Origin of the sequence: Paenibacillus xerothermodurans, from assembly GCF_002220865.2 — a bacterium.
GTDB lineage: Bacteria > Bacillota > Bacilli > Paenibacillales > NBRC-103111 > Paenibacillus_S > Paenibacillus_S xerothermodurans.
In genome coordinates this window covers 96,134-105,187 of sequence record NZ_NHRJ02000012.1, presented here as the reverse complement: position 1 = coordinate 105,187, position 9,054 = coordinate 96,134, and the positions used below count along the sequence as shown (strand labels likewise).

At 47.8% G+C, this 9,054-nt stretch carries 8 protein-coding genes; 1 reads left to right on the top strand and 7 read right to left on the bottom strand.

Annotated elements, in window-relative coordinates; translation table 11 throughout:
- Positions 1-291: 291 nt before the first annotated feature.
- A complete protein-coding gene (locus CBW46_RS16385) occupies positions 292-1,173 on the top strand; it encodes an aminoglycoside phosphotransferase family protein (RefSeq protein WP_089201071.1) in 882 nt (293 codons plus the stop codon).
- Positions 1,174-1,399: 226 nt separating this feature from the next.
- On the opposite strand, the gene map is transcribed toward CBW46_RS16385, so the two are convergent.
- The 7 genes from map to CBW46_RS16350 all read right to left on the bottom strand — a co-directional run bounded on the left by map (position 1,400) and on the right by CBW46_RS16350 (position 8,678).
- Positions 1,400-2,146, bottom strand: a complete 747-nt coding sequence (gene map, locus CBW46_RS16380; protein WP_089201070.1) for a type I methionyl aminopeptidase — start codon at positions 2,144-2,146, stop codon at positions 1,400-1,402.
- A 7-nt stretch (positions 2,147-2,153) separates the two neighbouring features.
- Complete coding sequence (locus tag CBW46_RS16375; protein ID WP_089201069.1) at positions 2,154-2,738, bottom strand: TetR/AcrR family transcriptional regulator; 585 nt, start codon at positions 2,736-2,738, stop codon at positions 2,154-2,156.
- 478 nt (positions 2,739-3,216) lie between these two features.
- Positions 3,217-3,597 (bottom strand): VOC family protein, encoded by a 381-nt coding sequence (locus CBW46_RS16370; RefSeq protein WP_089201068.1) that lies wholly within the window; start codon positions 3,595-3,597, stop codon positions 3,217-3,219.
- A 150-nt stretch (positions 3,598-3,747) separates the two neighbouring features.
- A complete protein-coding gene (locus CBW46_RS16365) occupies positions 3,748-4,755 on the bottom strand; it encodes a sigma-70 family RNA polymerase sigma factor (RefSeq protein ID WP_243633356.1) in 1,008 nt (335 codons plus the stop codon).
- Positions 4,756-4,807: 52 nt separating this feature from the next.
- Positions 4,808-5,689 (bottom strand): aminoglycoside 6-adenylyltransferase, encoded by an 882-nt coding sequence (locus tag CBW46_RS16360; protein ID WP_089201080.1) that lies wholly within the window; start codon positions 5,687-5,689, stop codon positions 4,808-4,810.
- Between the two features lie 279 nt (positions 5,690-5,968).
- Positions 5,969-7,192 carry an MFS transporter gene (locus tag CBW46_RS16355; protein WP_089201066.1) on the bottom strand — a complete coding sequence of 408 codons (1,224 nt, stop codon included), beginning with the start codon at positions 7,190-7,192 and terminating at the stop codon, positions 5,969-5,971.
- A gap of 25 nt (positions 7,193-7,217) precedes the next feature.
- Positions 7,218-8,678 (bottom strand): Msr family ABC-F type ribosomal protection protein, encoded by a 1,461-nt coding sequence (locus CBW46_RS16350; RefSeq protein WP_089201065.1) that lies wholly within the window; start codon positions 8,676-8,678, stop codon positions 7,218-7,220.
- Positions 8,679-9,054: the final 376 nt, after the last annotated feature.

Below are 9,054 nucleotides of genomic sequence, written 5' to 3'. Positions count from 1 at the left end.
CTGCCGCCCGGGTACCGCCACCCGTTTCCCACTCTTCTATGATCGTGAATTTCTCAGTAGCGTTATATTCATTCTTTCTTGACAAAAAAACTCCCCTCCAAGCAGCGGTTTATTTATTAAACCTGTCTACTTAAAGGGGAGCATATCATCATTGGCGGTCTATTTATCTTTCCGACAGTATTGTCCAAGCTGTGTTAATCAAAACCGTTTTAACCATACTCTCCCTTGCGCATGATTTACCGCAAAACTATGATAGTAGATGTAAAAATCTAACTGCTGGGAGGGTCAACTGTGGCAGTGGACATCAATGTGTCATTAGTAAGTCGGTTGATTACAGAACAATTTCCGCAATGGGCTCAGCTCCCAATCAAGCCCGTTGATTTAAGTGGCTGGGATAATAGAACATTTCGTCTTGGTAACGAAATGAGTGTGCGGCTACCAAGCGGCGAAGGATATGCTGCACAAGTGGAAAAAGAACAACGGTGGCTGCCACAGCTTGCTTCGCACCTACGTTTTCCCATCCCCACTCCTCTTGCCAAGGGAGCACCTTCTGAGCAATATCCGTGGCATTGGTCAGTTTATCGGTGGATTGATGGCGAGAATGCGTCAATCAACACGATAGAAAATCTAAATGATTTTGCAAAGCAGTTGTCCAAATTCCTTCGAGACCTGCAAAAAATTGATATCGGTGGTCCTTCTCCTGGTCTCCATAACTTTTATCGAGGTGGACCAGTAAGCATCTACGATGAGCAAACTCGTACCGCAATTTCAATTGTTGGCAATCAGATTGATAAAGATGCTGCCACTGCTGTATGGGAAGAATCCATCAAGACAACATGGAACCGCCCACCAGTTTGGGTTCATGGAGACGTGCATCCAACAAACCTCCTTGTCAAAAAGGGGCGCTTATCTGCCGTAATCGATTTCGGCTGTTCGGCAGTAGGTGATCCCGCGTGTGATTTAACTATTGCGTGGACGTTCTTTTCTGGAGAGAGTAGAGAAATTTTCCGAGCAGGTCTCATGATCGATGAGGATACCTGGTCCCGCGCCCGGGGATGGGCATTATGGAAAGCGTTGATAACAATTGCCGACCACACTAATCCCAATCCATCAAAAATAGAAGAGGCTCGACGCACGTTGAATGAAGTTTTGTCCGATGAATTTTTTCACTAACGGGACACGTTAGTTGAGTAAAAAGCGGTAATCTAGGACTTTATCTTTCTGGTCCAAGGCTACCGCTTTTACGTATTCGAGTCAGTCTAATACTTATTGGGCGGGACCTGACGCTTTGGCTACGTTCCGCGTAAGATCAACACATTCAGTGTCAATACTTCGTTTTTATTTGACACTTCGAACGGAACCAAGAAGTCGACCATCTCGTGGTCGGCCTCTAATTATTCTATTGCGCGGTCAGGATTTGTGGACCTTCAGCCGTGATGGCGACCGTATGCTCGTATTGGGCGGCGAGCTTGCGGTCAAACGTCCGCGCAGTCCAGCCGTCCGGATCGATTGTCATGAAGTAGGTGCCTTCGGTGATCATCGGCTCGATCGTGAATACCATGCCTTCCTTGATACGGAGGCCTTTGCCGGGCTTGCCGACATGCACATAGTTCGGCTCCTCGTGCAGGTCCCGACCGATGCCATGCGCGAGAAGGTCACGCACGACGCCGAAGCCGTTCGATTCGGCATTCCGCTGGATGGCGCTCGTCACGTCGCCGAGCCGATTGCCGGGCTGCGCCTGCGTGATGCCGAGGTCAAGGCATTCCTTCGTTACGCGCATCAGCTTCTCGGCCGTCGGCGAGATCTTCCCGACCGCATAGCTCCAGGCCGAATCGCCGAGCCAGCCGTTGAGCTCCGCGACCGTGTCGATCGTCACGATATCGCCCTCCTCAAGTGGCTTATCGCTAGGGAAGCCATGTGCGATCACGTCGTTGACGGAGGCACAGGTCGCATATTGATAGCCCTTGTAGCCCTTCGTGTAGGGCTTGGCGCCGTGCTTCGAGATAATGTCCTCGAAGATGCGCTCAATCTCGTTCGTCGTGATTCCCGGTTTGATGAGCGGGGCGATCGTGCGATGGCATTCGGCCACCACTTGGCATGCCTTGCGGATGGCCTCGATTTCATGCTTGCTTTTTAAGATGACCATGTTCGTATCAGGACTCCTTCGTAATAGCTTGCATCGCGAGCTTAGCGATTCGATCGACGTCCAGCTCGGAAGTGCCCGCATAGTAGTACAGCCCGCAGCAGCCGACCAGCACGGCAAGCATATGGTCGATGCTGTCGTCTTCGCGCTGGGCGATCGATTGGAGCGGAACGTACAGTCGTTCCATGAATCGTCTCTTGGCGGGGTGCCGATCCGTCTCAGGTAAGCCTACATAATGTTCCGCCGCCATTTTATAGACGAGATATGCGCGTGCGTCCGACTGCCACAGCCGGAGCAGCGCCTTGCAATACGTCAACAGCTGCCTGTCATCCGGGCTGCCGCCGCAGATGCTTGCCCATTCTGTCAGGGCTTGCTCGCATCGCTCGAAGCCGCTGCGCAGCACATCTTCTATTAATACATGCCGGTTGGGGTAATAATGGTATACCGTGCCGTAACCGAGCTCGGCCTCGCGGGCGACGTCGCGAATATCAAAGCTGCCACCCGTGCGGAAGTAGGCGCGCGCGGCGGCGTCCAGGATCTGTTCTCTACGCTGCATGCGGATGAGCTCATTTTGTTCTTTGGTACGGGGGGACATGGGCGCGTGAACCTCCTTGTATAGACCTGCAAATTTGTCGACTTAAATCGTAACACATGGGGCGGGGATATGCAAATTATCTGTTGGCGAAAGAAAATAAAGTTATTTAATCGGTTTTCTGGGAGTGGGGTCCGTGGTGATTTAGATCACCGCGGGTTATGTTTTATCACAAGAAAAAGGACAACACATGGTAAAGCGGAGGAGGTGGGGTGCGCGGCGGTAGCAGCATTAACGGATACGTTAGTTTAACAACAATGCATACTGCCACACAGTTCGTGGCAGCATGCATTGTTAAATTCGGCAATTGTCGGGAGACTCCACATGTTCTTATGTATGCTAAAATTAAGAACGTTTATTTGAACAAATTGGAAATCATGTAGCCTTTAAACGGCATGCTAGCAGTTTGTTACTTTTGATCTTAAGAACCACACTACATTGTAGACTTCCCATTAAACTATCGTAACTATTAGCAAACGATTTATTTTTTTTCCATGACTGCAAAGTAATTCTCTTCATCGTCTGCAAAGTTAAATACTTTTTCCCCGGAAGGCATACTTACAACTTCCCCCACTTTGACATTTTTATTGGATAAGTCGGCGTATAATTGATCGACATTATCCGTGAAAAACATTAAAGAAGGTGTGCCGAGATTCATATCAGGCTCCATTTTAGCGACCAATTCCTTGTTTTGGAGAACGATGCTTGTTGCTGCACCGGTAGGGCCAACTTCAATCCATCTCATTCCTTGACCGTTATCCTCTTCTGCAATTACAGTAAATCCTACTTTTTCTGTCCAAAAAGCCTTTGCCGCATCTTGGTTGTTGACATACAACATAATTTGACCTACTTTGCTAATCATTGATTTTCAACTCCCCTTTCACAAGTTAATACTGGCGCCTGAATGACTGCCTGGACGGTGACTCTCGTTTCACTTGTTTCCATTGTGAAGCACCTCACTCGATTATTGTTTTTGATTCTCATTTACTTAGACGAAATCCGACTGCAATATTCATCGGTCTAATTGTTCAGGAAGTCGAAATCGGGAAAATAATTTTGTGTTGATAAAATTTTGGATGTGGAATATCTTCTTGTCTTTCATTACAATGACGTGAATTCCCCAGGGCACCAAGGAGGTTTTGTCGCTGCTCGGCACATATTGCGCAAAAGCAGGGTAACCGCCATTCACCGTAGTCGGCAAAAACCGGGACCCGTCACAATGCCAGCGTGTAAGCGAAAAAAACTTGAACAAATCGTCCTTGCCGCATACCCACATAGGAAAAGGCGGCATAGACATATGGCCTTCTTCATGAAACAAGGTTACCAGTGCATCGATATCAAATCGTTCAAAAGCTTCCACATACCGTGACAACAGTTCTTGATCAGGCTCGACATCCATCAAGCTGTATTCTTCAGAACGGAGTTTCGCCCGACCCATCGTTTCTCTGGCTCTTTGCAAGGCGCTGTTAACTGCTGCTGGCGACAATCCTAAGGTTTCCGCAATCTGTTTGGAGGACCACTCAAATACATCCTTCAAAATAAGAACTGCACGTTGACGTAGAGGCAAGATTTGCAAGAGGGCAATAAAACAGAGTTGAAGGGTATCTTTTCGAATGAGTATATCTTCCGGATTCTCCGAAAATGCGGGCGCAGGCCAGATCCAGGATGAGTCAGGCAACGTTTCGCTGGGTACGATAATCGATGCCTGGGGGTCGGAAAAGTCAACGGGACGAGTGCGGCGTTTAGCTTGTCTTAGCTTGTCCAGGCATATATTTGAGGCAATCCGATAGACCCATGTTTTGAACGAGGATTCCTGTCTGAATGAGTTCCAACTGTGCCAAACACGAATAGAGGTTTCCTGAACGGCATCGTCTGCGTCATCGATCGATCCTAGCATTCTATAACAGAACGATGTTAACTCCGGCTTCAATCGGTCAAATAACTGAAGTTCCAGCGCATGCTGCAGTGCGTTTTCGTTCATTTGGGCCTCCCCACATTTTTCTGCAATATCCTTCATCATTTGCAACTATGATCCGTTTGTTGAACTAGAAATTTTAATTAACTAATGAGTCTTAGAATATTTCCGTGGCATCAAGAGGTAAACATCTGAGATGTTTTAGATACGCCGTCATGTTTGTGTCGTCATTCAGTGGATATATAAATGAAAACTGTGTGGCAACGTCTATCGCTAAAGCACGAAACAAATCACAAGTCACAAATATGGAATTCCAGAAGTTTTCATAGTCCCCATTAGAAAATGTTTCTTTATACAACTCCCAATAGGCAGCAGGCAGATATTTTTTAAAATACTTCCCCAGCTTCCCACTAGAAATTTGGAAATCATATTTACTCCCAATCCACCAAGACACCATCTGATCCAGTGAAGCCCTGGTTGTTTCTTCGAACATACGCTTCGCATACGGTAATTCATCTCGCCTGATTCCTTTTGCGACATTCTGCAAACACCACCAAAAATCATTGGTACAACTAACGTACTGGCCTGCTGTTGGTTGTTTTACATGATAGTCAATGTCTGTCGGGGTCGGAATCTGCGGCAAACAGTTCTCCTTATCCAACAAAGGAACCGTGAGTTTATCACCAAAATAGCCCTCGATCATAGATTCTTTCGTTTCAATATGAAGGTCAATCCGATTACCGTCTGTAAAGAGCATCAAATACCCATATGACCTGTCAAAATCCACAGCCACACCAACACCTTGGGCTAGTTTATCGGGCTCTTGGATCATAATTAAATCGCCAAATATATGTATCCATTTGTCGTCTTTCAGAAAGGGGGCAGTTTCAGTCACCACATAAACAATATCGTAATCCTGAAAAATGTCTTTTGGAGCGTTGGGATTGGCTCTGGAACCGTTCATATAAACCGCACGAATTCGTTCATCATTTTGGGCTACATTTTTTATCAACTCAAACATTTCTTTTTCGTTTCTCATTGCCATAAAAATGCACCTCCCATGTTTTCTAAATCCAATGTTAACATAACGCACATATTTTTGGTTGAGAAAGTCTTTACACATAACTGTTTAACGCAAACCGCCGCCGATCGTTCTGGCCAGCCGCCGGCATTCCTTTATAGAGCTAGCGTTTTCCGATTGTCCAGCCTCACATGCGCGATCATCAGATGTTTGCACTTCATTACATTGCTTGTTGAGCGAGAAAAACCGTCAAACGCATACACGCATGACGGTTCTTCTACCCATAATAAAGCTGTGCTAAATTGATCCCTGCCCGACGTGTTTATTCTCTTTTCCTATGAAATATAACTTGATAAAAGTTCCGATCAGGATTACGACGATCCCGGCCCAGAAAAACCAGATCTGAACCCCGAAGCGATCGACGATCGGTCCGGCCAGAGCAAGCCCGATTGGTGAGGACAATAAGCCTATGCTTGTTACGAACGACAGCACGCGCCCCAGTTTCTCTGGTTCGTACGACTTCTGGATCATTGCCATGTAGGGACCGTTGAACAGAGGGGCTGCCGCTCCCATAAAGAAGGAAAGTACAACGAATAAGATAAACGCATGGCTTTCAATGATCCCGCTGAGCAAACAAGTCAACCCAATGACAACTAAACTCAGACTCATATACGTGGAATCCTTCCACTTGGAAGCAAGCACCGACAACAGCGCGCCACCAAGGATCATGCCGATACCGAATACCGCCTCAATCAAGCTGGCGCTATACCCCCCGCGGCCGAAGTGCGACAGCGTCATCAGGGGAAATAGCATGGCAAGAGGCATAAAAACAACGCTAAACACCGCCATCGCGACCGTAATCGTAACCACCGACTTTTCAGAGAGGAACGCTTTCCAGCCGAGGATAAACTCCTTCTGGAACGAAGGCGTTTGTATGATCTCCGGCTTCGGTTGATGAATATTGACCAGCAGCAGCATCAGATTGGCGATCAAGGCACCAACCACATCCAAGAGCAGTACCGTTCCTAGTGAAGTAGCCGAGTATACCGCTATTGCGAGTGCCGGTCCAAGTACGCTGGAAGCGGAGAACACTAACTGATGCCAGCCGGCCACCCTGGTTAATTGCTCTTCTGGCGCGATCAGCGGGATCGCGGCTTGGAACGAAGGAGCATGGAAAGCCGAGGCTGTCGATCGAAGTAACAGTATCGCATACACGACCCATAAACTTGGTTCACCCCATAAGTAATAAATGCCTAGAACCAAACTGGAAAACGCAATGACGCTGTCGGCAACCATCATGGTGATCTTACGATTCCATCGATCAAGCCAGACGCCAATGAACGGGCCTAGGAGCGCTTGCGGCAGGAATCCGGCAAGACCTGCGATCATCAAGACGGCAGCCGACCCCGTCGTCTCAGTCAAATGCCAGATGATTGAAAACTGAACCATAGAAGACGTTAAAATCGAAAAAATTTGCCCGCTGAAGATCAATGCGAATGTCTTTTTCCATTGCATATGCATAAGTGTTTTCTCCTTAATCTTCTCATTACTTCAATCGAACAAGCCGCCCATCATTCACCTCATACACCTGATCGGCGACGCCCTCCAGCAGACGGGCATCGTGCGATATAAATAAGATGGTGCCTACGTATTTTCGCATCATGGTCTCAAGCGCTTCCACGGCGGGAATATCCAGAAAATTGCTCGGTTCGTCCATAAGCAGGATGTTGTAGCGACCCAGCAACAATCTGGCTAGCTGCAGCTTGATGATCTCCCCGCCGCTCAATACCGACAGCCCTTTGCGCACATCCTGATGCGTGAACCCCAAGGATGCGAGTACCGCGCGAATGGCCGAAACGGCGTATTCACAGTTTTCCTGCATGTATGCCATTACGTTCTGATTCCGATCGAACTTGTAACCGGTTTGGACAAAATAGCCGATTTCCGCTTTGGGTGATAGCGTAATACCGTTCTCCCGACCGCTAATCATGTTGAACAATGTGGTTTTTCCAGCCCCGTTAGCTCCGGTTATCGCAATCTTGCCCCCGAGCGGGAACTGGAAGGACACGTTGTCGAAAATCACCTTGTCTCCGAACCGTTTGACGATCTCGTTTCCCACAATCGGAAATGGATTGTGCAATTCCAGCGCTTTGACCTGTCGGAATTGAACGCTTCGTATGGCTTCGGGCGCAATAACTTCGCCAAGCGCTTCGATTCGCCGTTCCATATTTTTGGCTGCGTTATGGAGCTTCTTCTGCTTGCTTCCTTGGGATTTCTGATGGCCGAGGCGCCCCCCACTTTCCGAGCTGTTTTTTTTATCTGCTCCCTTTGCCTTCTGATCCAGCTTCCGGGCAAGACTTCTCTTCTCTTCGATAGCCTGTTCCAGCCGCTCTCGTTCGGCCACATATTGTTTATATTGGGTAAGCTGACTTTGTCGTTCCTCTTCTTTCTGCATCAAATAGTCGGTATAACCACCCCAATATTCGGTGATCCTCCCGTCTTGCAACTCCCAGATCTTATCGACCACCTGGTCTAGAAAATAACGATCATGACTGATGATGAGCAAAGCTCCGCGATAATGTTTAAACCGGTTAACGAGGAAGTCGATGCCTTCCCGGTCCAGATGGCATGTCGGCTCGTCGGCAAAAATGCCATGCACCTCTTCGGACAGCGCCTGCGCGATCTTTAGCCGCGTCTCTTCCCCGCCGCTCATTGCCTCAGCATGCACTAGGTTGACGCCTAACTTGCCCATTATGGAGTAATCCTGTACATCTTGGACAACGGCCTCTTCCAGCTGAGGGATATAGGTAAACGTCCCTTCCCTTTCAATCTTGCCATGCTGCAGAGGAATTTTGCCTAGCAACGCTTTGAATAATGTGCTCTTTCCCGCTCCGTTCGCACCAACCAGACCGATTCGATCGTATTCATACAACTCCAACTGGTCAATATCGAGCACCTCGCGCCCCAAATATTCCACATAAATATCTTTTGCTTTTATCAATAACAATTTATTTATCCTCCTTCGAAAATCGCAGCTTCCGTGTTTTCAGTTCGCAGGCTGACCTGCGATTTTGCGAAGGGAAGATTATATAAAGAAATACCAGTGCATGCGTCGCATCGTCATGGCTCCTTTTCTCTTATTTTCATCGACAACCAAAGATTACCGCAATTAAAAAATGCAGACCCAAGGCCACATGCGGGCTTGAGTCTGCATAATTTACGCGGCAGAACAGTGCGAAACGAGGCATGGCAAAAAAGCCGTCTGGATCGCGGTCGATGTCCTCATACGTAAAAATAAGCAGCTCAAAAAAGGCCCACCTCAGTGGAAAATCCGTCGCGTGCTTACCTTAAACGCATGGAGTGAGTCATTGATCGCAATCCTC